Annotated in this window: 17 protein-coding genes and 1 riboswitch; of the genes, 7 read left to right on the top strand and 10 right to left on the bottom strand. The window is 63.7% G+C overall.

Going from position 1 to position 24424, the window contains the following annotated elements:
• Positions 1-2: 2 nt before the first annotated feature.
• Positions 3-1397, bottom strand: a complete 1395-nt coding sequence (locus U5760_RS08965; protein WP_322011164.1) for a cytochrome ubiquinol oxidase subunit I — start codon at positions 1395-1397, stop codon at positions 3-5.
• Between the two features lie 93 nt (positions 1398-1490).
• Entirely contained in the window at positions 1491-3818 is a 2328-nt protein-coding gene (locus tag U5760_RS08960; RefSeq protein ID WP_322011162.1) for an FdhF/YdeP family oxidoreductase, read from the bottom strand.
• Positions 3819-4012: 194 nt separating this feature from the next.
• Here U5760_RS08960 and U5760_RS08955 point away from each other — a divergent pair, with 194 nt between their 5' ends.
• Complete coding sequence (locus U5760_RS08955) at positions 4013-5437, top strand: PLP-dependent aminotransferase family protein (RefSeq protein WP_322011161.1); 1425 nt, start codon at positions 4013-4015, stop codon at positions 5435-5437.
• 10 nt (positions 5438-5447) lie between these two features.
• Here the strand turns inward: U5760_RS08955 and U5760_RS08950 are convergent, their stop codons facing one another.
• From U5760_RS08950 to U5760_RS08935, 4 genes are all read right to left on the bottom strand, one after another.
• Entirely contained in the window at positions 5448-6368 is a 921-nt protein-coding gene (locus tag U5760_RS08950) for a bestrophin family protein (protein ID WP_322011160.1), read from the bottom strand.
• A 228-nt stretch (positions 6369-6596) separates the two neighbouring features.
• The gene (locus tag U5760_RS08945) at positions 6597-7805 is read right to left on the bottom strand and encodes a multidrug effflux MFS transporter (protein WP_322011159.1); all 1209 of its coding nucleotides are present in this window, start codon (positions 7803-7805) and stop codon (positions 6597-6599) included.
• A gap of 115 nt (positions 7806-7920) precedes the next feature.
• Positions 7921-9309 (bottom strand): ATP-binding protein, encoded by a 1389-nt coding sequence (locus U5760_RS08940; protein WP_322011158.1) that lies wholly within the window; start codon positions 9307-9309, stop codon positions 7921-7923.
• A 74-nt stretch (positions 9310-9383) separates the two neighbouring features.
• A complete protein-coding gene (locus U5760_RS08935; RefSeq protein ID WP_322011157.1) occupies positions 9384-10097 on the bottom strand; it encodes a response regulator transcription factor in 714 nt (237 codons plus the stop codon).
• Positions 10098-10245: 148 nt separating this feature from the next.
• On the opposite strand from U5760_RS08935, the gene U5760_RS08930 reads away from it, so the two are divergent.
• From U5760_RS08930 to U5760_RS08910, 5 genes are all read left to right on the top strand, one after another.
• Positions 10246-11499 (top strand): ABC transporter substrate-binding protein, encoded by a 1254-nt coding sequence (locus U5760_RS08930; protein ID WP_322011156.1) that lies wholly within the window; start codon positions 10246-10248, stop codon positions 11497-11499.
• Positions 11496-12602 (top strand): FecCD family ABC transporter permease, encoded by a 1107-nt coding sequence (locus U5760_RS08925; RefSeq protein ID WP_415914066.1) that lies wholly within the window; start codon positions 11496-11498, stop codon positions 12600-12602. Before U5760_RS08930 ends, U5760_RS08925 begins: the two co-directional genes overlap by 4 nt.
• Entirely contained in the window at positions 12599-13402 is an 804-nt protein-coding gene (locus U5760_RS08920) for an ABC transporter ATP-binding protein (protein ID WP_322011155.1), read from the top strand. Before U5760_RS08925 ends, U5760_RS08920 begins: the two co-directional genes overlap by 4 nt.
• 172 nt (positions 13403-13574) lie before the next feature.
• Entirely contained in the window at positions 13575-14714 is a 1140-nt protein-coding gene (locus tag U5760_RS08915) for a porin (RefSeq protein ID WP_322011154.1), read from the top strand.
• Between the two features lie 93 nt (positions 14715-14807).
• Positions 14808-16154 carry a chloride channel protein gene (locus U5760_RS08910; protein WP_322011153.1) on the top strand — a complete coding sequence of 449 codons (1347 nt, stop codon included), beginning with the start codon at positions 14808-14810 and terminating at the stop codon, positions 16152-16154.
• A 381-nt stretch (positions 16155-16535) separates the two neighbouring features.
• Here the strand turns inward: U5760_RS08910 and U5760_RS08905 are convergent, their stop codons facing one another.
• The 4 genes from U5760_RS08905 to eat all read right to left on the bottom strand — a co-directional run bounded on the left by U5760_RS08905 (position 16536) and on the right by eat (position 22414).
• Positions 16536-17843 carry a D-amino acid dehydrogenase gene (locus U5760_RS08905; protein ID WP_322011152.1) on the bottom strand — a complete coding sequence of 436 codons (1308 nt, stop codon included), beginning with the start codon at positions 17841-17843 and terminating at the stop codon, positions 16536-16538.
• A 148-nt stretch (positions 17844-17991) separates the two neighbouring features.
• Positions 17992-18081, bottom strand: a riboswitch (glycine riboswitch).
• A 221-nt stretch (positions 18082-18302) separates the two neighbouring features.
• Entirely contained in the window at positions 18303-18752 is a 450-nt protein-coding gene (locus U5760_RS08900) for a DUF3828 domain-containing protein (protein WP_322011151.1), read from the bottom strand.
• A gap of 1169 nt (positions 18753-19921) precedes the next feature.
• Positions 19922-20944 carry a helix-turn-helix domain-containing protein gene (locus U5760_RS08895; RefSeq protein WP_322011150.1) on the bottom strand — a complete coding sequence of 341 codons (1023 nt, stop codon included), beginning with the start codon at positions 20942-20944 and terminating at the stop codon, positions 19922-19924.
• A gap of 66 nt (positions 20945-21010) precedes the next feature.
• Positions 21011-22414, bottom strand: coding sequence for an ethanolamine permease (gene eat / locus U5760_RS08890; protein WP_322011149.1), 1404 nt, complete (start codon positions 22412-22414; stop codon positions 21011-21013).
• 598 nt (positions 22415-23012) lie between these two features.
• Here eat and U5760_RS08885 point away from each other — a divergent pair.
• Positions 23013-24410, top strand: a complete 1398-nt coding sequence (locus U5760_RS08885; RefSeq protein WP_322011148.1) for a glutamine synthetase family protein — start codon at positions 23013-23015, stop codon at positions 24408-24410.
• Positions 24411-24424 lie beyond the last annotated feature (14 nt).

The following is a 24424-nucleotide window of genomic DNA, read 5'->3' as shown; positions in this document are numbered from 1 at the left end:
GGTCAGTACTCGACTGCGTGCGCGACCGCCGGCCTGGCCGGCTCCACGGCCGGCATCAACTGGAGATCGGGACCGCGGCGCAGCCAGCGCCGTGCAAACACGAAGAACGAAGTAATCAGCACGACGAAGAAAGCGGCGAACATGATCATGCTGCCCGTCACGGTGGCGGCCGGAATGGCCGAGGCGGCATGCTCCGTGCGCAGCAGGCCGTACACGACCCACGGCTGGCGGCCCACTTCGCGAACGATCCAGCCGCACTCCACGGCGAGATAGGGCAGCGGAATCGCCAGCACCCAGGCGAGCAGCAGCTTGCGGCGTGCGAGCAGGGCTTCGAGCCGGCCGCGCGACTGGCGCAATGCATACACGGTCCAGAAGGCGAGCACCATGAACAGGAAGCCGATGCCGGCCATCGCGCGGAACGCGTAGTAGAGGAGTGGCATCATCGGCGGCTGGTTCTCCACGGGAATGTCCTTGAGACCCGTGACCTGGCCGTGCAGGCTATGCGTACCCAGAATGCTCAGCATGCCGGGGATTTCGAGCGACCAGTCGTTGCGCTGCTTCGCGGCATCGGGCCAGGCGAGCAGCGACCAGCTTGCGCCCGTGCCCGGCGCATTCGTTTCCCAGTGGCCTTCGATGGCGGCGCCCTTGGCCGGTTGCGTGGCGAAAACGTCCACGCCGCTCGAATCGCCCAGCCAGATCTGCACCGGCGCCACGAACGCGAGCATCACGAGCGCGAGCTTGAACGAGCGCACGAAGAACTCGGGGTTGCGGCGCTTGAACAGGTAGTACGCCGAAATACCGGCAACGACCACGAGGCCGGTTTCGAGTGCGGCGAACCACATGTGCGAGACGCCCCACGCCATGTCCGGATTGAAGATCGCCTGCACGTAGTCGGTGACGACCAGCTTGCCGTTCACCACGGCCACGCCGCGCGGCGTTTGCAGCCACGAGTTCGCCACCATGATCCAGAACGCGGAGAGCGAGGAGCCGAGCGCGACCATGGCGGTGGCGAAGAGGTGCACGCCCTTGGGCACGCGGCCCCAGCCCAGCATCATGATGCCGACAAAACCCGCTTCCAGCATGAACGCCATCGCGCCTTCGAAGCCGAGGATGTTGCCGAAGAACTGGCCGGTGTATTCGGAGAAGGGGCCCCAGTTGGTGCCGAACTGGAATTCCATGGGAATGCCGCTCACCACGCCCACGGCGAAGTTGAGGATCAGCAGCTTGCTCCAGAATCGCGCATGGCGATACCAGACCACATCGCTCGTCTTCACCCAGAGGATCTCGACGACGAGCAGAAACGCGGAAAGGCTGATCGTGAGGATCGGCCAGAGTATGTGGAAGATCGCGGTCATCGCGAACTGACCGCGCGCCAGGTTGAGGGCTTCGACAGACATGATAATCACCAGGCAGGTAGAAAACAGGGCGGCGCCCCGAGAACCGGTACAACGGTCAGAGGGGGCACACCCGGCTGGTCAAGGGGAAATCGATCAGAATGCGGGCAGCACGGCCGGCTCGCAGGAGCGATGCAGCAGCACGGGAATCGACTTCGAAGTCGGCGTGTTGCAGACGTCGCCCACACTCGAGAGCGGCACGAGCGGGTTGGTCTCCGGGTAGTACGCGCCGATGCAGCCGCGCGGAATGTCGTATTCGACGAGGCGGAAGTAATCCGCGCGGCGCTCGACGCCGTCGTTCCAGACGGTGGTCATGTCCACCCAGTCGCCATTCCTGAAACCCAGCATTTCAATATCCGCCGGATTGATGAAGACGACGCGCCGCTGCCCGAACACGCCGCGATAGCGGTCGTCGAGCGCGTAGACGGTGGTGTTGTACTGGTCGTGCGAGCGCGTGGTCATGAGCGTCATGAGGCGCTCGCCGTGCAGCGCTTTGGCGCGCGCGATCGGCGTGTCCTCCTGGATGGCGTGCACGACGAAATTCGCCTTGCCCGTGGACGTTTTCCAGTCGCGCTCGCGCGAGGCCACGCGCAGATGGAAGCCGCCCGGGTGCTGGATGCGCTCGTTGTACTGGTCGAAACCTTCGATCGTCTGTTCGATCGCGTCGCGAATCTTCGCGTAGTCGGCGGCGTGGGCGAGCCAGTCGATCTTCTCGTCGCCGAGCGTCGCATGAGCCACGTTCGCGATGATCGCTGTCTCCGACATGAGGTTCGGCGAGGCGGGCTTGTTCATGCCGTACGAGATGTGCACCATGCTCATCGAGTCTTCCACCGTCACGCCCTGGGCGACGCCGTTCTGCACGTCGATTTCGGTGCGGCCGAGCGTGGGCAGGATCAGCGCGTCGGCGCCGTGGACGAGGTGGCTGCGGTTCAGCTTGGTCGTGATGTGGACCGTGAGATCGCAGGAACGCAGGCCGTCGAAGGTGCGCAGCGTATCGGGCGTGGCCATGGCGAAGTTGCCGCCGAGACCCATGAAGACTTTCACCTTGCCTTCGATCATGTGCTCGACGGTCTCGACCACATCGAGGCCGTGCTCGCGCGGCGGCTCGAAGTGGAAGACCTCGCCGAGCCGGTCGAGAAACGCCTGGCTGGGCTTTTCCTCGATGCCCACCGTGCGGTTGCCCTGCACGTTCGAGTGGCCGCGCACGGGGCACAGGCCCGCGCCCTCGCGGCCGATATTGCCGCGCATCATGAGGAGGTTCGAGAGCATGTGCACGGTTTGCACCGAGTTCTTGTGCTGCGTGATGCCCATGCCCCACGTTGCGATCACGCGCTTGCCGTTCACATAGATGCGGGCGAGGCCTTCGATATCTTCGCGGGCGACGCCGGACTCCGCTTCGAGGCGCGGCCAGCTTTCTTCGCGCAGGTCCTGTGCGAAGGCTTCGAAGCCGAGCGTGTGCTGCGCGATGAAGTCGAGGTCGAGCAGGCGTTCCGTGCCGTTCTCGACGGCCTTGTCGTCGAGTTCGACGAGGTGCTTGGCCACGCCCTTGATGAGCGCGAAGTCGCCGCCCAGCTTCGGCTGGATAAAGGTCGAGGCGATCTTCGTGCTGCCGAACGTCAGCATTTCCACCGGATGCTGGGGGCTCGCGAAGCGTTCGAGGCCGCGCTCGCGCAGCGGGTTCACCGAAACGATGATGGCGCCGCGGCGCGAGGCTTCGCGCAACTCGCCCAGCATGCGCGGGTGATTCGTCGCCGGATTCTGGCCGAAGATGATGATGGTGTCGGCGTGCTCGAAGTCGTCCAGCGTCACCGTGCCCTTGCCGATGCCCACCGTGGCAGGCAGGCCGCGGCTCGTGGCCTCGTGGCACATGTTCGAGCAGTCGGGGAAATTGTTCGTACCGTACATGCGCACGAACAACTGGTAGAGGAACGCGGCCTCGTTGCTCGCACGGCCCGACGTATAGAACGCGGCTTCGTCGGGAGAATCGAGGCGGTTCAGGTGCTTCGCGATCAGCGCGAAAGCATCGTCCCAGCCGATGGGCAGGTATCGGTCCGTGACGGCGTCGTACGCCATCGGGTCGGTCAGCCGGCCGTGCTGTTCGAGTTCGTAGTCGGTCTGCTTCATGAGCGACTCGACGGTGTGCTCTTCGAAGAACGACGGCGTGACGCGCTTGGTGGTGGCCTCGGCCGCCACGGCTTTCACGCCGTTCTCGCAGAATTCGAAGGTCGAAGCGTGCTGGCGGTCGGGCCACGCGCAGCCCGGGCAGTCGAAGCCGTCTGGCTGGTTCTGCTTGAACAGCGTGCGATAGTTGCCGCCCGACACGCGTTCCTTGATGAGGTTGATGGCGACGTATTTCAGTGCGCCCCAACCTGCGGCCGGGTGATGATATGCCTCGATTTTGCCCTTGGGCTTTGCCTTGTCCATGACCCTGGTTCCGTTGACTTCGCGCTCTCGCGCGGTGCACGCAGTGCAGTTGCGCAATACGTTGGGTTAGGCGAAAGCGTAAAAGCAAAGGCCATGTTCCAAGGCACACAGAATCCGTCCACTTTCTAGAGTACAGTTCGGCAGGCGTCCTCATATAATTTGCGCACTGTGTCCGGGTTCGGGAGAAAAAGGCAGTGAATCGCTATGAAAAGCTTGCGGAAGACATCGAGAATCTCATCCGCAAAGGCGTCTACCGGCCAGGCGATCGGATTCTTTCGGTGCGCCAGGCAAGCCAGCAACATCGCATCAGCATTACAACCGTAATACGCGCGTATCTGCTGCTGGAGAGTCGGGGCATGCTGGAAAGCCGCCCGCAGTCCGGCTATTTCGTGAGCCAGCGCGCGGCGGGTAGCCAGGACGACACCAACGAACTGCGCCCCACGCGGCCCATCGCCGTTTCCGCTTCGGTCGATGTGAGCCGGCTCGTGCTTTCCACGCTGCGCTCGATCAGCGTGGACGACGCGGTGCCGCTCGGCTCGCCGTATCCAGACCCGGTGCTCTTCCCGCTCGAAAAGCTCAATCGCTACGCTTCCGCGGCGGGGCGCAACAAGTCGTTGCGCGGCGTGGCGAACGGACTGCCCCCGGGCAATCCGAATCTGATCCGGCAGATCGCGCGGCGCCATCTGGAAAACGGCATGGCCGTCGATCCGAACGAGATCATCGTGACCGTGGGCGCGACGGAGGCGATCAATCTGTGCTTGCAGGCGGTGGCGAAGCCGGGCGACGTCATCGCGGTGGAATCGCCCACGTTCTACGCAATGCTGCACGCCATCGAGCGTTCGGGCATGAAGGCGATCGAGGTGGCGACGCATCCCGAGTACGGCATCGATGTCGACGAACTGGCCGGCATCATCGAGACGCAGAAAATTTCGGCCTGCATGGTGATGCCGAATTTCCAGAATCCGCTGGGCTTTCACATGCCCGACGAACGCAAGCGCGCGCTTGTCGAGCTGCTCAACGACGCGGACATTCCCATCATCGAAAACGGTGTCTACAACGAACTCTATTTCGGCGAGTCGCACCCGAGCACGCTGAGATCGTATGACAAGAAGGGCATGGTGCTGCATTGCAGCTCGTTTTCGAAGAGCCTCACGGCAGAAAACCGCATTGGCTGGGCCTTGCCTGGCCGCTATCGCGACGAAGTCGAAAAACTGAAATTCCTCAACACGCTGGCCACGCCCGTGATTCCCCAACTGGCGATTGCGGAGTTTCTCGAGCGCGATGGCTACGAACATCACTTGAGACGCTTGCGCAAATACTTTGCGCAGCAGGCGAACCTGATGCGCACGCTGGTCACGCGTTTTTTCCCGGCCGGCACGCGTATTTCGAGCCCCGCGGGCGGATACGTGCTGTGGGTGGAGTTGCCGCAGCAGGTCGATTCGATGAAGCTCTATCAGCTCGCGCTGGAGAACGGCATCACGATCGGGCCGGGCTATATGTTCTCCATTACGGACAGCTACCGGAACTTCATTCGCCTGAACTACAGCACCCCGTGGTCGGGCGAGATCGAGCAGGCGGTCATGACCGTGGGCAAGCTCGCCAAGGCTTGCGCCCGCTAAGTCAGCTCAGTCAGCTCAGTTCGTAGTGCGGATTGGGCTGCAACGCCGGCGGCACGGTTTCGTCGCACAGTTCGAACAGCGAGCGCTCGATGGTGCGTGTCATCGCGTCGAGCGCGAGACTGTTGGGCGAGCGGCTGAACGGCTCGGAGATCTCGCTGGCAATCGCTTCGAGTGCGAGCAAGGTATAAGACACGAACACGCAGATGAGCGGCGTGGCAAAGCCGATCGAGTCGATCAGTCCAAAGGGCAGCAGGCCGCAGTACGCATACACGGTGCGATGGAGCAGCACCCCGTAGGCGAACGGAATGGGCGTGGCGTGAATGCGCTCGCACGCGCCTGCCGAGGCGCCCAGATCGTCGAGCTGCTTGTCCATCATCCAGAGTTGCGTATCGGAAAGCACGGCGGCGCGATTGAGCACGGCGAGTCGACGGCGCGCTTCGTCGAGCAGCACGATCGGCGCAAACACGCGGTTGCGATAGATCGATGCCTGGGTCTTGCCGAGCAGCCTCGTCAAGTCGGCGCTGGGGTCCGTGCTGCGCAACTGATGCTTGAGCGTGCAGGCGAACGCGGCCAGCAGCCGGACAAACGAGAAGTGATCGAAATGGGCGGCATTGGCCGGCACGTACTGGCGAACCTGCGAAGCAAGCGTGCGTGCGGCGATCAGCACGTTGCCCCAGTGTCGCCGCGCCTCCCAGTAGCGCTCGTAGCTGGCGTTGTTGCGAAACGCGAGGAAGATCGTGAGCGCGACGCCGCACAGCGTGAAGGGTGTCGTATTCAGCGGGATCTTCTCGCCGAACAGGCGCCCGTGCGTGGCCATGGCGAGCAGGCTGACGAGTGCCATGAACGCGAGCTGCGGAATGATCGACTTGAGAACGGATCCGTGCCACACAAACAGCATGCGAAACCAGTTGAGCGCGGGGCGGACGATCATGAAGTGGGCACCAATGGAAAGTTTGATTGCCCGCAGAGATTAAGTGCGATCGAAAGGGGGCCAACAGTACACTTCTCCCGCTTCACTCAGGATACAGTTCGGCGCGCTGCGCGACACACGCCCAGCCTATGCAGGCGCGGTGCGATTCAGGTGAAAAGACGCAGGATGCGTCGCTTTGACGCACGACGGCGAGGCTGCGGGAGAGGCGCGAATCGGCCTCTCCTGTCGTCAGTGCGGGTGATGGGTAGCGCTCGCGTTTGCAAGCAGAACGGCGATGGCCGCGACCGCGCATGCCGTCATCACGCCGGTCATGCCCAGCAGGCCCAGCTTCGGAAACAGGATGGCCACGAGCGAGCTCGAAGCGGCGCCGAACAGCATCTGCACGGAGGTCAGCAGGCCGCCCGCGGCGCCGGCGAGTTCGGGCAGCGGTTCGAGCGCACCGCGCGCGGCGCTGGGTGCGGCAAGCCCGAAGCAGAACGTGCTTGCGACCAGCAGGGGCAGCACAGTGGCGACCGACACCCAGCCCAGCGATTCGAGTGCGATCAGTCCCGCGCCGGCGAGCGCGGCGAACGTGACAGCCAGCATCAGCAGTCGCGCTGAAGAGACGCCGTGCCTCGCGAGAAAGCCGTTGAGGGTTGCGCCTGCAACGATGCCGGCGCCCGTGGTCGCGAAGATGGCCGCGTAGGCGGGCGAACTCACGTGCAGGAGCTTGAGGAACACGAGCGGCGATCCGGCCACGTAGGCGAACATCCACCCGAAGCCCAGCCCGTTGAGCAGGATGTGCGCGGTGATACCGCGGTGGCGCAGGACCGTCGCATAGTCGCGGCACAGACGTCCGAGGGAGAACCCCGTGCGCGCGGTGCGCGACGATTCCTGCAGTTGCGTCCAGGTGGCGAGCGCGCAAAGCAGTCCGCATGCGGCCATCACGCCGTAAATGCCGCGCCAGTGGATGGCGGCGAGCAGCGCGACGCCGATCGAAGGCGCCAGAACCGGCGCGACGTTGGCCACCACGGTAATCGAGGCGATGCGCCGTTGCATGGGCGCGCCCTTGAACAGGTCGCGCACGATCGCGAGCGCCATCGTCATGCCGGCGCCCGCGCCGAAGCCCTGAGCGAAACGGGCGAACAGCAGCACGTCGATGGTGGGCGCGAGGGCCGCAAGCAGGCCGCCTGCGGTGAACACCGAGAGGCCGAGCAGCAGCATGGGCTTGCGGCCATAGGCGTCGGAGAGCGGCCCGTAGCCGAGCGGCCCGATCACGAAGCCTGCCATGAAGAGACTGAGCGTGAAGCCCGCCTGGCTGCTCGTGGCGTGGAGTGTGTCCCCGATATCGACGAGGGCGGGCAGCGCCATGTCGATCGAGATCGGCGGAAGGGCCGCAAGGGCGCCGAGGAAGACCGCAAAGACGATCGAGTCGGGTTTGAGAAGAGACTGGTTCATGGCGTCCGGCCCTTGAGGCGTTGCATGAGGTTCGAGGCTGACGCTCATGATAAGGGGGCGGCGAACCGCTATTCAGTCATCCACTTTCGAATACCGGACAAATTCGGGGCCCTCGTTACGTCCCGTCGATCCGGTCGTCGCGCGGCAGGGTCAGTTCGGCATCGAGGCCGACGATCCTGCCTGCCTCCAGCCGGTTGTTCAGCACGAGCGTGCCGCCGTGTGCCGCCGCGACGCTGCGTGCAATCGTGAGCCCGAGGCCGGTGCCGTCCGGCCCATCGCCGCTTTGAGCGGCGATGCGGAACCACGGCTCGAAAACGCGCTCGCGCAGCGCCGCATCGGCAATGCCAGGGCCGTTGTCGCCGATCACCACGCGCACGCGCCGGCCGTCGTCGGCGACACTCACGTGCGCCTCGCTGCCGTAGCGGATCGCGTTGTCCAAGAGGTTTTGCAGGCAGCGTTTCAGATTGCGGGGAAAGCCCGAGAGCGGCGCCGTGGCGTGTCCGTCGATCTGCACCCGATGGCCGGCTTCGCGGGCGTCGTCGGCGAGGCTGTGCAGCATCGAGTCCAGGTCGAATCGTTGCTGGGGCTCGGTGATTTCGATGCCCTGTACTGCATCGAGCGTTGCGCGCACCATCGCCTCCATTTCCTCCAGGTCGCCGCGCAGGCGGTCGCGTGCGGCCGTATCGGTCAGCATCTCCACCCGCAAGCGCAGACGTGTGAGCGGCGAGCGCAGATCGTGCGACACCGCGCTCAGAAAGCGCGTGCGCGCCGTGATGCTTTCGATCAGCTGGTGCTGCATGGCGTTGAACGAGCGGGCCGCGCGGCGCACTTCGCGCGGCCCGCTTTCGGGCAGCGGCGCGCGGTAGATGTTGTGTCCGAGCGATTGCGCCGCGGCCGCGAACTGGCGCAGCGGCTCGAGCGCGAAGCGCACGGCCACGAAGGCGAGCGCGCAGACGGCGAGAAAGCGCAGCAGATAGATCCGCAGCAGGTAGTCGAGCACGAGCGCGCTGCGCTCCATGTGCATGCCGGCCTGGCCTTCGTTCGAGCGCACGTCGAGCCAGCCCGCGCCGGGCACGTCGAGCTGCACGTGGAAGTCGCCCGTGGCCGTGCGCGAATCGAACAGGCTGAGCACGCCGGTACGGTGCCCCGTGTCGTCGCGCAGTTGGGCGTCGATCAGGCGCACGTCGATGGGCTCGCCGAGGCGCTTGTCGATCACGCCCGCGATCAGGTCGCCGGTCGCGCGTTGCGCCAGAGAATCGGTGGCGGGCTCGGACAAGGGCGGCCCGTCCACCCAATGCAGGCGATAGCGCGCGTCGCCGAGCGAGGCGATGACGGCGTTGCGCGCGGCGGCATCGGGCGCGTGCTGCAGGAGGCGCACCGTGTCGGCAAGGCGGCTCGCGAAGAGCCGCGCCGGAATTTCCAGCGTGCGGTTGTAGTGCGTTTCGAACCAGATCGTGCTGGTGAGCAACTGGCCGGCGAACATGCCGGCCGCGAGAATTAGCACGAGCCGCCCGAACAGCGTGTCGGGCCAAAGGCGCTGACCGAAGTGCGACCAACCGGGCGACCTCCAGCGCCGCGTCACGCTTCGTACCCGACTTCGGCCACCAGCATGTAGCCTTCGTTGCGTACGGTGCGGATGAGGTTGGGGTCGCGCGCCGAGTCGCGCAGCTGCTGCCGCAGGCGGCTCACGCACACGTCGATCGAGCGGTCGAGCGGCGTCATGTTCTTGTTGAACACCTGATCGAGCAGAAACTCGCGCGCGAGCGGCCGGTTCGGATGGTCGAGCAGCGTGCGCAGCGTTCGGTAGTCCGAACCACCGAGCGAGACCACCACGCCGTCCGGCGAAAGCATCTGCTTCATGCGCGTGTCGAGCCGCCACCCGGCGAAGGTGATGAAAGCGCTGGCGTCGCCGCGTCGCATGCCCGGCACGGTGCGCGTGCGACGCAGGACCACCTTGATCTTGGCGACCAGTTCGCGCGGGTCGAACGGCTTGGGCAGGTAGTCGTCGGCGCCCATTTCGAGGCCGAGAATCCGGTCGAGCAGCCCGCCGCGCGCCGAGAGGATGATGACCGGCACGTCGCTGGCGCGGCGCAGCTCGCGCGTGAGATCGAGGCCGTCCTCGCCGTCGAGCATCAGGTCGAGCACGATCAGATCGATCTGCGCGGTGCCGAGAATGCGTTTCGTCTGCGCGCCATTGCTCGCGACGCTGGTCTCGTAGCCCATTTCGCGCAGATAGTCGCGCAGCAGTTGCCGGATGTTGGGGTCGTCGTCCACGACCAGAATGTGATCCATCGCCTTCTCTTGTTACTGCCGTTACCGTCGGCGCCGGGCGCCAATACATTCCATTACAAAAAGCCCGGCTTCCAACACATCGCCATTACAAAGCGTCGTTAGAGTGGCGCTCTGCAAATAGCAATCGTTCGCATTATCTGAATATATCATGGCAATTTCTGGATTGTTCCGGGACGCACGGGGTGCGGCGGCCACGGCCGCCTGTGTTCTCGCCGGCGCCATTGCGTTGACGGGAGCGCCCGCCCGCGCGGCCTCCGCCCCTTCCGCCGCCGTTGCACCGCAGGCCGCGCAGCGTTCGCAGGTGCCGCTTACCGTGACTGACCTGGCCGGGCGTACCGTCAAGATTCCGGCCGAGCCGCATCGCATTCTGCTGGGCGAAGGGCGCCTGCTCACGGCGGTGGCGCTGCTCGAAGGGCAGCAGCCGCTCGCGCGCATCGTGGGCTGGCAGGGTGATCTGCCGGCCATGGACCCGCAGACTTACGGCGCCTATGCCCAGAAATTCCCGCAAATTCGCCAGATTCCGCAGATCGGCAAGTCCACGGAAGACAGCGTGAGCGACGAGAAGGCGCTGGCCCTCAAGCCCGATGTGGCGATTTTCAGCATCGCCGGACACGGCCCGAGCCCGTATAACGCGGTGGTCAAGCAACTGGAGGCCACCGGCACGACGGTGGTGTTCGTCGATTTCCGCGTGCACCCCATGCAGAACACGCTGCCCAGCATGCGGATTCTCGGCGAAGTCCTGCATCGCGAGAAAGAGGCCGATGCCTATATTCAGTTCTACCAGGCGCATCTTGCTCGCGTGGAGCAGGTGGTGGCCACCGTTCCCGAGGCGCAGCACCCGAAGGTGTTCGTCGATCTGCTGGCCGGCGTGTGGGATGCCGGCTGCTGCCATACGGCGGGCAAGGGCAGCTTCGGCGACTTCGTCGAGGCCGCGGGCGGGCGCAACATCGCGGCGGGTCTTCTGCCGGGCGCCTTGGGCGACATCAGCATGGAGCAGGTGATCGCGGCGCAGCCGGATGTGTATATCGCCACGGGCAGCCGCACGAAGCCGGGTCTTGCTTCGTTGCGCGTGGGGCCGCTCACGAGCGCGCACGACGCTGCGGCAAGCCTCGCGCAACTGATCGCGCGCCCGGGGTTCAATACCATCAAGGCCATTCACGACGGTCGCGTGCACGGCATTTCGCACGACTACTACGATTCGCCGTACAACATCATCGCGATCGAGGCGTTCGCGAAGTGGTTCTATCCGCAGAAGTTCCAGTCGCTCGACGTGGAGGCCACCGAGGACGAACTGTTCCGGCGCTTCCTCGCGATCCCCAACACCGGCACCGAATGGGTGGATGCACCGCTGCCGGCCGCTCAGGCCGCTCCCGCTGCACAAGCGGCACAGGCTGCGCGATGAGCGACATGCCTCTCGTAGCCCAGGCGCCGCAGGACGCGCGCGCTTCGAGCGCGGATCAGGCGGCGAAAGACCAGGTGCGCGCTTATGCGCGCCTCACGCGCCGGCGTGTGCTGTGCCTGCTCGGCGTGGTGATGCTGATTCTCGCCTCGCTCACGTTCGACCTGAGCTCCGGGCCGTCGGGTCTGCCGGTCGCCACGCTGCTGCATACGCTCTTCGAGCGCGCTTCGGCCGATCCGGCCAACAGCGTGATCGTGTGGCAGATCCGCTTGCCCTATGCGGTGATGGCGCTCGTGGTGGGCGCGTCGCTCGGGCTCTCGGGCGCGGAGATGCAGACCATCCTCAACAATCCGCTGGCGAGCCCCTATACGCTGGGCGTTTCCGCGGCGGCGGCGTTCGGCGCGTCGCTTGCGATCGTGCTGGATGTGACGATTCCCGGCGTTGGCCAGACCTGGATCATTTCGGCGAATGCGTTTCTGTTCGCGTTTCTCTCCGCGATCTTGCTGGACGCGGTGGCGCGCTGGCGCGGCATGAGCACGGCCGGCGTGGTGCTCATGGGCATCGCGCTCGTGTTCTCGTTTCATGCGCTCGTCGAGCTCATGCAGTTCGTGGCCTCCGCCGATGCGCTGCAGGGGCTCGTGTTCTGGACGCTCGGCTCGCTCGCTCGCGCCGACTGGCCGAAGGTGGGCGTGCTCACGGTGGCGCTGGCCGTGGCCGTGCCGTTCTCGATGCGCAACGCGTGGACGCTGACTGCCTTGCGTCTCGGCGAAGAACGCGCGGCGAGCTTCGGCATCGACGTGCGGCGCCTGCGCCTCGGCACGCTGTTGCGCGTGTCGGTTCTCTCGGCGCTGGCCGTGTCGTTTGTCGGCACGATCGGCTTCGTCGGCCTGATTGCGCCGCATATCGCGCGCACGCTGTTCGGCGAGGATCACCGTTTCTATCTGCCCGGCAGCCTGTTGCTCGGCGCGCTGATGCTTTCGCTTGCCTCCATCGCTTCGAAGCTGCTCGTGCCCGGCGTGCTGATTCCCGTGGGCATCGTCACGGCGCTCGTGGGCATTCCGCTTTTTCTGGGTATCGTCGTGCGCTCGCAGGGGGCGTCGCAATGAGCGGCCTCGTCATACAGGGGCTTTCCGTGCGGTATGGCCGGCGCGAGGTGCTGCGGAACCTGAGCGCGGGACCGTTGCCGCGCGGCGAGATCACGGCGCTGCTCGGGCCGAACGGCAGCGGCAAGTCCACGCTGCTGCGCGCGCTCGCGGGCCTGACCGCGCCGACTTCGGGTGGCCTCGCGCTCGACGGCGCGCCGCTCGCGCTTTCTGCCGCCAGTGCGCGCTCGCATAGCGTGGTCTATCTGCCGCAGACGCTGCCTGCCGGCGTGCGCCTTCAGGTGCTCGAATCGGTGCTGGTGGCGGGCCGCGCGGCGCGCGATCCGGCGTTGCGGCGCGGCGGGTTGTCCAGCGCGTCGTCCAGCGATCTGGCCGCTGCCTATGCGGTGCTGGAGCGCCTCGGTATCGAAGCGCTGGCCAGCCGCTCGCTCGACGAACTCTCCGGAGGCCAGCGGCAGCTCGTGGGCATTGCACAGGCGCTCGTGCGCGACCCGCAGGTGCTGCTGCTCGACGAACCGCTTTCCGCGCTCGACCTGAACCATCAGTTTCACGTCATGCAGGTGCTGCGCGAGGTTACGCGCGAGCGGCGCATGGTGACGGTGGTCGTGCTGCACGACATCAACGCCGCCATGCGCGCGTGCGACCGCGCCATGCTGCTGCACGAAGGGCGCATCGTCCGCTTCGGTGCGCCCGGCGAGGTCGTGACCGCAGCAAGTCTCGCCGAAGTTTTCGGTGTCTGCGCACGCATCGAACGATGCTCGCGCGGGCATCTGCAGGTTCTGATCGACGCACTTGCCGATTAGCAGGGCACAGCCAGCCGCCTGTCGTTGTCGTCACCCCGGCCCAGCCAACCCGTCCAGAACACCGCTCTGAAATAGCGACACCCGGCCGGCGCCCGCCTTGTGCGAGCGCCGCGCCGGTGCGCGCGCGGGCGGCTCGCGCGTCACGGCGCACCACGACAATTCGAAGGGAACCATGAAGAAGACTCTCCTCGCCGCGAGCTGCGCGGCCGTCTATGCATGCGGGGTTCATGCACAGGGCAGCGTCACGCTCTACGGCGTGATCGACGCCGGGCTCGTCTGGAACGACAATGCCGCTGGTCACCATGTCTGGCAGGCGGGCAGCGGCGACGTCACGGGCAGCCACTGGGGCATGAGCGGCCGCGAGGACCTGGGCGGCGGCAACGCGGCGGTGTTCCAGCTCGAAAACGGCTTCAGCGTGATGAACGGCTCGGCGCGCCAGGGCGGGCGCCTGTTCGGCTATCAGGCGTATGCGGGGCTCGCGAACGAGCACTACGGCAAGCTGACGCTCGGGCGCCAGTACGATTCGGTGGTCGATTACGTGGCGCCGCTCAGCTTTACCGGCGTCCATCCGGGCGGCAACAACTTCTCGGCGCACCCGTACGACAACGACAATCTTAACAACACGTTTCGTGTCAACAACTCGGTCAAGTACACGAGCGTGGACTTTTCGGGCGTGAAATTCGGCGCGCTCTATGGCTTCTCGAACGAAGCGGGTGGCTTCGACGACAATCGCGTGTACAGCCTGGGCGGTTCGTACACCAACGGGCCGCTCGTGCTCGGCGTGGGTTATCTGCAGGCGAACAACGGCGGCAGCAGCAATACGAACGGCGCGATTACGCTCAACGACCGCAGCTTCGAGGCCGCGCAGCAGCGCATCTACGGCGCCGGCGTGAACTATCTCGTGGGCAACGCGCGCTTCGGCTTCGTCTGGACCCGCACGCAACTGGCCGGCCTCACGATGATCAACAGTGCTAACAGTCTCGGGCTGGTCCAGAACGGGCAGGGCGCGAGCTTCAGCAACTACGAACTGAACGCGAGCTATACGCTCACGCCGGCGTTTCACGTGACTGGCGAATACACGTTCACGCAAGGGACGCTCTCCAGTGCGAGCGGCGAGCATCGCCCGCGCTGGCACGAGGTGTCCGTAATGGCCGACTATTTCCTTTCTACGCGGACGGACCTTTACGCGCAGGTCAGCTACCAGCACATCAGCGCCGACGGGTCCGGCCTCGGCGCGGACATCACGGCGCAGACGCCTTCGTCCACGGATCAGCAGATGGTGGCCGGGATCGGCATGCGGCACCGGTTCTAGGCTTTGATGCGTTTAGATCATGAATTTATCTAAATAATTCACCATTAACATCACGCGGGGCCTGTACGATTCGGGTTATCCCTTAATCCATCGATGCAGACCGCCGTGAACGCCAGCCCCACTTCCCCCACGATCAGCAAACCCCTCACGTTCGCGCTCGTCACCGTGCTGACCGGCGTCGGCGCGGGGCTGGGCGGCATGGCGCTGGCGCTGCTGCTGCACGCGATCCAGCACCTCGCCTACGGCTACGACATCGGGCAATGGGTCGGGCACGAGAGCTTTCTGGAGGGTGTGAGCGCGGCTTCGCCCGAGCGGCGGCTGCTCGTGCTGCTGTTCTGCGGCCTGGTGGCAGGCCTCGGCTGGGCCGCCCTCTATCGCTTCGGGCGTCCGCTCGTGAGCATCCGCAAGGCCGTGGGCGCGAAAGACCCGCGCATGCCGGTGATCAGCACGCTCGTGCATGCGCTGCTGCAGATCGTGACCGTTGCGCTGGGCTCGCCGCTCGGCCGCGAAGTGGCGCCGCGCGAGATCGGCTCGCTGCTGGCGGGGCATCTCGCGAACCGCGCGGGCCTCACGCCGGACGACTGCCGTTTGCTGGTCGCCTGCGGCGCCGGGGCAGGTCTTGCCGCCGTCTATAACGTGCCGCTGGGCGGCGCGGTGTTCGTGCTCGAGGTGCTGCTCGGCACGTTCGCGCCGCGGGCGCTGATCGCGGCTCTCGTCACCTCGACGGTTGCCGCCGTGGTGGCGTGGAGCGGACTCGGCAACGATCAGCAGTACCTGGTGCCCACGTTCGTGCTGGACGGCCCGCTGCTGGTCTGGGCCGCCGTTTGCGGCCCGCTCTTCGGCCTTGCGGCCTGGGGTTTCGTGAAGCTCACTTCGAGCGCGCGTGCCCATGCGCCGCGCGGTGGACGTCTCGTGCTGCTTTCAGTGCTGAACTTCGCGGCAATCGGCGTTCTGCTCGCGTGGTTTCCGCAACTCGCAGGCAACGGCAAGGGTGCGGCTTCGCTCTCGTTCGACGGCAGTCTTGGCATGGGGCTCGCTGCGGCGCTGCTCGTGCTGAAAGTGGCGATCGAAGCGTCGAGTCTGCGAGCCGGCGCCGAGGGCGGCCTGCTCACGCCGGGCCTCACCAACGGTGCGCTCTTTGCCGTCGTGCTGGGCGGCGTGTGGAATCACTTTCTGCCGGGCGTCGTGCCTGGCGCGTGCGCGCTGATCGGCGCGGGCGCGTTCCTCGCGGCTTCGATGCAGATGCCGGTCACGGCCGTGGTGTTGATCGTGGAGTTCACACACGCCAATCACGACCTGATGTTTCCGCTGCTGCTCGCCGTTGCCGGCTCGCTGCTCACGTATCGCGCTGTGCCTGAGATAGCGGCGTCGATCGGGACGTTCGCACGCGGGAAGTCATCGCTGACGATCCAGCAGCAGGCCGAGCGCACGAGTGTTTGATAGGAGGCGCGGGCGGCTTGCCATGGGCTGCCGTCCCGCGGAGAAGCGCTTTACAGCAGATGTCCCAGAATCACGGTGAACCCGCCGCAGACAATGGAGAATCCGATTGCTTTGCGAAAAAGCAAACCTGCGTATGAGTAGTCCCTACGCGGGCCATGGGTTCTGCGTGACATCAATTACTCCACGGGGATGCTGGGTTGCGAAACGAGCGGATTCGCAAACAGGATAGGGCATCGCATCCACGCGGGACTTCTTCATTTCATGAAAAAAAGTACAAGAGGGCGAGACAGCGCTTCTCTGTATGAGTCGCGCGTGTCCGCCCGTCGGACCGGATTGCGAACCCCGCGCATGGCGAGATTCGCGAAAAGCCGGCGAATGTGATCAGCTTGCCTTGCTTGCGAGGTTCTGCCGTTTGCCGGGGTTCGGCGCAATCGGTGAACTCGGTGAACTCGGCGAACTCGGCGAACTCGCCTGTTCGTTGTTCACGAGTTGTGCGACGGCCTCGGCCGTTGCTGCCGAAAGCGTCCATCCCAGGTGCCCGTGCCCCGTGTTGTAGAAGATGTTGCGTTGCCGGCCGGCGCCCACCTTGGGCAGCATGCCCGGCAGCATGGGCCGCAATCCGGCCCAGGGAACCACGCGCGCGGTGGACATGCCCGGGAAATGCCTGCGGGTCCAGTTGACGAGCGGCTCGATGCGGTCCGCGCGGATGTCGCGATTCATGCCGTTGAGCTCCGCCGTGCCCGCTACGCGGAAGCGCTCGGCGCCCAGCCGGCTCGTGACGATCTTTGCGCTGTCGTCGAGCAGGCTGACCCATGGCGCCGCGCTTCGGCTGGCTTCGTCGTCGAGGCAGACCGTGATCGAGTAGCCCTTCACGGGATAGACGTTGACGTGGTCGCCCACGTACGCTGCCAATGCGCGGCTGCCCACGCCTGCGCAGATCACGACGCGGTCGAAGTGTTCCGTGTCCTGTTGCCCCTCGCGTTGCGTGCCGACAGCAAGCGTTCCGTCTGCGGACTCGACGATGGCCTGCACGGTCGTGTCGTAGCGAAACTCCACACCAAGACGAGCGCATGCTTGCGCGAGGCCGCGCGTGAACTTGTGGATATCGCCGGTGGAATCCGATTCGGTGAAAAAGCCGCCGTAAAACGGGCCATGCAGCGCCGGTTCGAGCGCACGTATTTCGTCGGGCGTGACCGGCCGCCGTTCGAGGCCGCCCTCGCGCAGCAGCGCGTTTACTTTTGTGGCGGTTTCGAATTCGCGGCGCGTTGCATAGAAGTGCAGAATACCGCGCTTTTCGTGGTCGAAATCGATGCCTTCGCGTTCCGCAATCGAAAAGAGGTGCTCGCGAGCGGCAAGGGCGAGGCGTACGGTTTCGATCGTGTTGTCGCGGTAGTGCGGAATCTGCCGCAGGAACTCGCCGATCCAGCTGTATTTGTGCCAGCCCGGCTTGGGATTCATCAGGAGCGGTGCGTCGCGCCTGAACATCCAGCGCAGCCCTTTGAGCACCGTGGCGCGGCTGTTCCAGACCTCGGCGTTGCTGGCGGAGAGCTGGCCGCCGTTGGCGAACGAGGTTTCCATGGCCGCGTAGCGGTGGCGTTCGAGCACGGTGACGCGGCAACCGCGGCGGGCGAGGGCGTAAGCGGTCGTGACGCCGGTAATGCCGGCGCCAATGATGGCGATTCGTGACATGACATGTCCAGTGGTGTTGAGCATTGCCGGCCGATCTCAACCGGCGCCAATGCCCCATCTGTCCATGTACCTGAGAGTTTCGCGTGCCGACCGGCTGTGGTGGCAGGCTCCCCTTCGGTGGGCGCGTGCAGCGCCGCTCTCCAGATGTTCCCGCTGCACGGTCCTTTTGCCTGAGAGTTTCCGGGGCGGTTGCTCCGTCGGCGTCGTCGCGATGGACGATCTCTCCCGTGCTGCGTCGTAGAACAGCGCAAGACTACCTGTTCAAATCGGCGAGGGCAAGGGGTTTTATTTGAAGGGTAGGGGCTGGCTTCTTTGGCATTTTCTTGTTGTGGTGTCGGCGCAATAGTACGAACGTGTTGGGAGCATCACCGGACGTCGCGAAACCGCCCAGGCACAGTGACGCAAGCAGACTACTCGCTGAGAACGCGCTGTATGAAGCGTGGTCCGTCTGAAGGCAATTTAATGGTAGTCCTCTGTATCGTCTACCTTGGTAATTTCCCATGTGCCATCAATCCGGCGCATGAATACGAGGACGCTCGTTTTGGCATTCGAACCAAACGTGACCGGCACGACCGCAACGTCGCCGAGCATGATTGCCCCATGGGTTGCGATATGCTGGGACCAATCGCGCCCGTCATAGTCCTGTACCTTGAGGAAGTAATCGACACCACCGGGTGGACCCGAGCGTGCGTAATCGTCGCGAAGTCGGCTGACTGTCTTTGCACTTACGAATTGCTCGATAGCCGGCAGATTGAGCGGATATGACTTGTCCGTGTCGTTCGCGATAAACCACGAATAGAAGGCATTTGCGCGCGCTTCGGGTGCATTCGCCGCACCGGTCGCGAGCGCACTGCGCAAAGGCATCGTGAACGATAGCGCAGCGAGTACAAGATAGAGAAAGCGTCTCATGTTGCGCCTCAGTTGTGACGGTAAATCTTGTAGGACGGGCGCGCCTGTCGGTATGCCGGGCCTGGGTAGAGCCCATGCTGTTGCCGGAAATCCGAGACCCAACGCTGGCCATCGTAGATTGCGGCATGTCCGTCAGGGTGCCCCGGCGCGGGTTGAATCACAACCACGTCCCCCGCCTGCGGCGTGGCGTTCGGCACTTCACCGAAGCCCGCATCGGTTAGCGCATGTCCCATGTCCTTTGCGCGGGCAGTGTGGGCAATCGGTTGTCCGCCGTTGTCGATTGCGCGACGAACATACTCCGCACATCGGCCGATACTCGTGAGTCTTGCATGGATACGTGCGTAGGTGGAGGCTACTGAAGCGTTATAAGGCATTATAAATTATCCTGATTGCCTAGTATGAGTTCGGCATGCTTTGTTTGTCGTGAAATATTTATTGCGATTCCTGCAATCTGGCGGATCAATACAACAAAAGGAATCCGTGACGATTCTATGCGCACGGGAAGTCTCAAAATACTGCTAACTGCGGGAAATCAGTCGAATTGGGCCGTTGCCCAAACCGAGCCACCAGGTTCTTTCCGTGATTGTGCAGTAAGTACGTCGGAGAGCGGCTCTGGTAGATGATTTTTGATCACTGGTGTAGTTGACGGATGAATGTCTGCGAAATCGTCACGCTTTGCAAAATGCCAGCGCGATAGTCCAGGTAAATTGAAGTATCCCAATCACTGAGCGAGGCTTGGGCGGCCCGGGATGCGGCCACGTTGACAAAGAAAGGAGCGACGAAAAATCTGAAAATCTACGTTTCAACAGCATAGTGATCTTTGGGGAAATACTCTGAAAGAGATCATGGCCTGCTTCAAGAGAGGCAGTTCTCACCGGGAAATTGCAGAGACGCTATGCAAAATAAAAAATTCGAAGAGGAGGTAGGAAATCATCTTGATTAAAATTTTTGTGCCACATATAGATTTTATTTTAACCCTGCTTTGTGGGGTTATACGGCTGCCTCGATTTTTTTGATGAGCTAAAATGTCTTTTAAACGAATAGTCGTTTCGTGGTTGATGCGTTCCTTTTGTGTGTCAAACGGTCGTCAAGGCGGCGACTGACAAAGGAATGGTCACGCCGTAGACTGCAGCAACCTGGGCAGATCGACACGACAACACGAAACACGATCACGATAAATCGTAATCCTCACCAATAGCGCTCTTGAGCGTATCGGAAGGCCGCACGCCAAAGAGCTTGCGATAATCCAGCGCGAACTGGCTCAGGTGCCAGAAACCCCAATCCGCGGCCACGTCCTGAACAGACTTTTCGTCATGCTGCGCGCGCCGCAGATCGCGCCGGGCACCATTCAGCCGAATCGCCCGCAGATAGTGGTTCGGCGCGATGCCGCACACATCCTGAAAGCAATACTGCAGCGTGCGCCGGCTGACGTGCAAAACCTCGCACAGTTCGGGCACACCCACGGGCCGGTCACGATTGGCCAGCACATACTCGCGCGCTGCGGAAACAATCCACTGGCGCCGCGGACCGGAAGGAATCGTCGTAGGCGTCTTGTCGCTATGCAGTGCGCCACTGTCGAACAACAGCGTGAACAACGAAGATTGCAGATTGCTGCGCACGGAAGGCGAAAGACTGCCTTGTCCTTGCGCGCTTTCTTCGAGCACCGCATGTAGCGCGGTGCACAACTGCTCGCGCCGCTCGTCGCCGATCACGACGACTTCGGCGTAGGGCAGTGCATCGGACAACGCGGTATGCGCCACGTTTTCGGCGTAGCGGCGCAGCGCGTCATGAGTGGCGACGATGCCGTAGATTTCGTAGTCGGGCGGCGTCATGAGTTCGAACTGGACCCCGCTCGGACGCCACGCGAGCGCGTCCTTGCCGATCACGCTGGACTGGATGCGTCCCGCGCGGTCCCGGTCCAGCGGAATGCCGAACCAGCAGGTGTTTTCGGGCACTTCGCAGGTTTGCCGCAACGACTGGCTCGTGCTCTCGCGAAACACCCGCATGTCGTCGAGCCGGATCTCCGCGAGCTCGCCGACAAAACGTCCAGCGGTGAGCTGGTCGTAGATCTGGCGCCAGCCCATCAGCGTGCTCGCCTGTTCGTCGGCGTCGTGCGAGACGACGCTGCGCAACCACGGACAGGTTTGCGCAGCAGGGTTGACGGCCGGATCGTTCGGCGAGGCTGCGGTCATCTCCATGAATCGAGTATAGCGCTTCAAAAAGGGAGGGGAGTCGGGCGTTTCGCGGCGCGGGGCGGCCTAGTCTTCGATCAGCGCATCCACGGGGGCCGTTTCGCGTTGATTCCGCGTGAGCAGGAAGTAGCCGTAGCCGATGGCGAGAAACGCCGCGAACAGCACCGCCACGAGGAAATTGAAGTACACCATGGTCACGAGCGAGATCACCGCGGCCGCGAGCGCGAATGCGGGGAACCAGGGGAATAGCGGCGCGCGGAACGGGCGCTCGAGCTTCGGCTGCGTGCGGCGCAGCTTGAAGAGCGCGAGCATGCTGATGATGTACATGAGGATCGCGCCGAACACCGACATCGTGACGATGTTGGCCGTGAGCGTCTGCCCGCCGAACTGGATCAGCTCGTCGCTGTAGATCGCGGCGATGCCCACCACGCCGCCCGCGAGAATCGCGCGGTGCGGGGTCTTGAAGCGCGGGTGGACCTTGGCGAGCCATTGCGGCAGATAGCCGGCGCGCGCGAGCGCGAAGATCTGCCGTGAGTAGCCGAGAATGATGCCGTGAAACGATGCGATCAGACCGAACAGGCCGAGCCACACGAGCATGTGCATCCAGCCGCTGTTCGCGCCGACGATATATTTCATCGCTTGCGGCAAGGGGTCGTTGATGTTGGAGAGCTTGGTCCAGTCACCGGCCGCGCCCGCGAACGTCATCACGCCGATGGCGAGCACGACGAGCGTGAGAATGCCGGCCACGTAGGCGATCGGAATGGAACGCTTCGGATTCTTGACTTCTTCCGCGGCCATCGCCACGCCTTCGATGGCGAGGAAGAACCAGATCGCGAACGGAATGGCGCCGACGATGCCCGGCAGGGTGCCGAGCGAAAAGTGATCCGCGCCGGCCCAGCCGCCCCTGGCGAAGTTCTCCCAGCGAAAGCCGGGCGACACCACGCCCATGAACACCAGCAGTTCGAAGATGGCCAGCAGCGTGACGAAGAGCTCGAACGCCGCCGCGATCTGCACGCCCAGGATGTTCAGCACCATGAACACGAGATACGCGGCCATGGCCGCGTGTTTCGGTTCGAGCCCGGGGAATTGCACATGGAGATAGGCACCGATGGCGAGCGCGATGGCCGGCGGCGCGAACACGAACTCCACCAGCGTGGCCGCGCCGGCCAGATAGCCGCCGGTCGGTCCGAACGCCTGGCGTGCATAGGCAAACGGGCCGCCCGCGTGCGGGATCGAGGTGGTCAGTTCGGTGAAGCTGAAAATGAACGTCGTGTACATCGCGGCAATGAAGATCGACGTCACGACGAAGCCGAGCGTGCCGGCGCTCGCCCAGCCGTAGCTCCAGCCAAAGTACTCGCCGGAAATCACGAGCCCGACTGCAATACCCCACAACTGCCACGTCCCCAGCGATTGCCGGAGTTCGTGGTGTGTAACCGTGCCGATATGCTGACTTTGGGAAGCTTCGCTCATTGACCGTCTCCTTGACGCTCCGATTCGATTCGGGCCATAGCCGGGATGCATGCTGGATGGATTCGACCGCTGCATGGCCGATGGGCCGCAGCGAGACATTTCAGTTCTGTAAGGCAGGGTAGATGTTTCGCGCGCTTCGCAACGGCCCGGTGGAGGACCGTGAACTTATGCTAGGAACGCAAAATTCACAGGTGTTATCAAGATTCGGCAAACTTGGTCCGGAATCGTCGAGATGTCATCGGACTATGGTTAGCCATAAAGCGTGGGATTCGAGCGGTGCGGATTTATCGGCGAACGCTTAATAGTGCGCAATGTAGTGCGCCATGTAAGGGCGGAATGAAATTTGCCGATTTTAGATAACGCTTCATATTCTGGCTTTCTACACTGGATCCATAGCCTGCTGAAGCGGAGGCGATCAGGGTTGACCCTGGGGCATGCCAGCTATGTATCGAAGACATTTCCGGAACGAATTACCGTCCACAAGCATTTCGTAATGCATGATCCGGAAACTAAAAAGGATAACTGAGCATTATCGAAAGACGGCCAGAATTTCACGGCTAGCTAACCAGAGGGAAGACGCATGGCGGAGGCATCGGATATGAAAGTACACGAGAAGCCGGAACGGGCGATCAAGACCGTGGAAGACGCAATTCGGCTGGTAGAGGCGAGCCGGCTGACGCATATCAAGGTCGGTTTGTCCGATGTCGATGGCATTCTGCGCGGGAAGTATTTGCGCAAGGATAAATTCCTCAACGTACTGCGCACGGGTTTTGGTTTTTGCAATGTCGTACTGGGCTGGGACGTCGACGACCAGATGTACGACAACACCAGTTACACGGGATGGCACACCGCCTATCCCGATGCGACGGTGCGCATCATTCCGGAGAGCTGCCGGCGCTTGCCGCTCGAACAGGGCAATGGCGAAGACATGCTGTTTTTCCTCGCCGAATTCGTGGGCGATGCCGAAGCGGTTTGCCCGCGAGGCGTGCTGCGCCGCGTATTGAAGCGCGCCGGGGAGATGGGATTCGAAGCGCTGGCTGCGCTCGAATACGAGTTCTTCATGTTCGACGAAACGCCGCACTCCGTGCGCGAGAAGAACTACCGCAATCTGAAGACCTGGACGCCGGGCAACTTCGGCTATTCGGTCTTGCGCAGCACCGTGGAGGGAGACTTCTATCGGCAACTGCTCGAACTGAGCGAGCAGATGGACATGCCGATCGAGGGGCTGCATACCGAAACCGGCCCGGGTGTGCTGGAGGCGGCGCTGGCTGTCGATCGCGCGATCGACATGGCGGACAAGGCCATGCTGTTCAAGGCGTTCACGAAGGCGCTCGCGCAAAAGAACGATCTGATGGCGACGTTCATGGCCAAGTGGTCGCACGACCTGCCGGGTCAGAGCGGCCATATTCACCTTTCCTTGCGCGAGGCCGGCACCGGCAAGCCGGTGTTCTACGACGAAGCGCGTCCCTTCAACATGAGCGCGAGGCAGGCCAGCTTCATGGCGGGCGTGCAGCGCTACCTGCCCGAATTCATGTCGATGTTCGCGCAGACCGTCAACAGCTATTCGCGGCTCGTGCCGGGTTACTGGGCTCCGCTCAATGCAACATGGGGCGTGGAAAATCGCACCACGGCCTTGCGCCTGATCCCGGGTTCGGAAAAATCGCAACGCATCGAGGTGCGCATCGGTTCGGCGGATGCGAATCCGTATATCGCGCTGGCGGCGGCGCTGGGCGCCGGATTGTACGGGATCGAGCAGCGCCTCGATCCCGAGCAGATCGTGGAGGGTAACGCCTATACCCAGGAGTTCAAGCCCGAACTGCGGTTGCCCAATACGCTGTGGGACGCCGCGCAGCGGCTGCGCCAGTCCGATGCGGCAAGGAGCCTCTTTGGCGATGCCTTCGTCGAGCACTTCGCCGCCACCCGCGAGTGGGAGGAACGGCAGTTCCGCCGCCATGTGACCGATTGGGAACTGGCCCGCTACTTCGAGATTATCTGATTCCGGAGACGCTA

The sequence above is a fragment of the Paraburkholderia sp. J12 genome, assembly GCF_905220215.1.
Classification (GTDB): Bacteria; Pseudomonadota; Gammaproteobacteria; order Burkholderiales; family Burkholderiaceae; genus Paraburkholderia.
This window is presented reverse-complemented; position numbering and strand designations above follow the sequence as displayed.